The 1,838-nt window shown below is 55.9% G+C and carries 1 protein-coding gene, 1 pseudogene and 1 riboswitch; of the genes and pseudogenes, one reads left to right on the forward strand and one right to left on the reverse strand.

Features of this window, described 5'->3' with window-relative positions; genetic code table 11:
• Positions 1-182 precede the first annotated feature (182 nt).
• A riboswitch (glycine riboswitch) is annotated at positions 183-287 on the forward strand.
• A 180-nt stretch (positions 288-467) separates the two neighbouring features.
• Positions 468-1,274: pseudogene (locus GX016_02700) on the forward strand (xanthine dehydrogenase family protein subunit M).
• Here the strand turns inward: GX016_02700 and GX016_02705 are convergent.
• On the reverse strand, positions 1,240-1,838 hold a 599-nt coding region (locus GX016_02705), incomplete at its 5' end, for a hypothetical protein (protein HHT70475.1). The pseudogene GX016_02700 and the gene GX016_02705 overlap by 35 nt on opposite strands.

Raw genomic sequence — 1,838 nt, forward strand, 5'->3', positions numbered from 1 at the left:
ATAGAAATGCTTTATGCTAGTCTGGTGAGTTGACATGATATAATGAACATTACAAAAGAGTCTTAATAGACTAATGCTTGGGCCGAATGATGGGCAAAGGAGAGTCCTCTAGGCGCCGAAGGAGCAAGGCCGCTGGGCCGCTACGCGCAGCGACCGAATCTCTCAGGCACGATACTTTGCCGGGACGGCACTCTGGAGAGGTTCAGCCTATCATCTTCATGGCTGGAACGCCGAAGGGGTAACCCTGTACAGGGGAAACTCTCAGGCCAAAGGACAGGGGCATGTAGCACCGGTGGGTGCTATTGCTTCTGTCCTTTTTGCTGCTCCGGCAAGCATCGGGAAATTGGTTAAGGAAACAAAGAGAATCCAATCACCGATTTCGGCTGAAAACTAACAGGGGGGAAATAGGAGTGGACAAATGTGTGTTTGTTGAATGCATAGGAGAAGCGCTGTACTTGTTGGAGAAGTATCAAGGACAAGGACGGGTTATGGCTGGTGGAACTGACTTGATGATGGTTTCCGGCCGGGACCAACCTGACTATCGGTACTTAGTGAACATTAGCCGTATCGGCCCTCTCCAGCACATTATCTATGAGAACAACGTGATCTCCATTGGAGCGGCTGTGACCCACCATGAGGTAGGCACGGCACCGCTGATCCAGGACAAGGCTTCGGCTCTGGCCACCGCCGCTCGCTCCGTGGGTTCGCAGCAGATAAGAAGTGTGGGCACAGTGGTAGGCAATGTGGTCACTGCTCACCCGGCAGCCGATACGGCTGTAGTCCTGATGGCTTTGGGCGCTGACGCTATCATCGCTACCGGCAGCGGCAGTGTTCAAGTTCCGGTGGAAAATATGTACGCCGACAGCGGCCGCTCTACTGTGGACAGCACGTGCCAACTAGTAACCCAGGTTCAATTTCACGGCTGTCTCCCCGGCCAAGGAACCGGCTTTGCCCGCTTGTCCGGGCGTAAAGTGTCGGCTCTGCCGGTGCTCAGTGTAGCGGCCATGGTCTCTTTGGCCAACGCTGCAGTTGAATGGGCGCGGATTGTTATGGCCCCGGTAGGTCCCAGACCGGTGCGGGCCCCTGAGGCGGAACAATTCCTGGTGGGCAAAACCCCTGATACCGCTACCATTGCCACCGCCGGGCAGATGGCAGTGGCTGACGCTGTAGCCAGCGCTCCACGCAGTTCGCGCCCGCGCACCGTAAGCGTACTGCCGGCCTTGGTGGAACGAGCCCTTACTATGGCCGTGGCTGAGGCCCGGCAGAAACAGTAGGGAGATAGGAATCGTGGTTGGGGTTGCTGAATTTGGCTGCCAGTTGCCGGTACATCTGCTCGCGGTTAGCCACGGTTACTGGGCAGACAGTTACATCCTGACGCTGGCGGATACGGTCTAAAAACGGTGTTGACCGGGGCTTTATGACCCCCAGTACCGACACCGGTGCCTCAAGGCAACGAAATACCCAGTGCTGAAATTGCAGGGCTTGGTTTTCCAGAAAGCCCAGTTCGTCCATGACAATAAGATCCGGTGGGTTGTTCAGGCAGCGGGAAAGAATCCTCACTCCCACTGTATCAAACACATGTGGAAATCGCTCTTCGATTCGGCCGTCGGCTGCACGCCGGGCGATGATTCTGTCCGGTCCGGGATTGGCCAGGGGAACTTCTTCATTGGCAGCCAGATAAAACCCTTTGCCGCCGCCAGGATGGACAAAAGGCAGGGTACGAAACCCGTCTATCTTAAGTTGGCGCTTGGCCAGCAGGCGGTTAAGCAAGGTGCTCTTGCCTACACCACGTTCGCCGGTGAAAAACATGTTTACGATGGTATGTTCCTCCTTTGGGC

Source organism: Bacillota bacterium (genome assembly GCA_012837285.1).
Classification (GTDB): Bacteria; Bacillota; DTU030; order DUMP01; family DUMP01; genus DUNI01.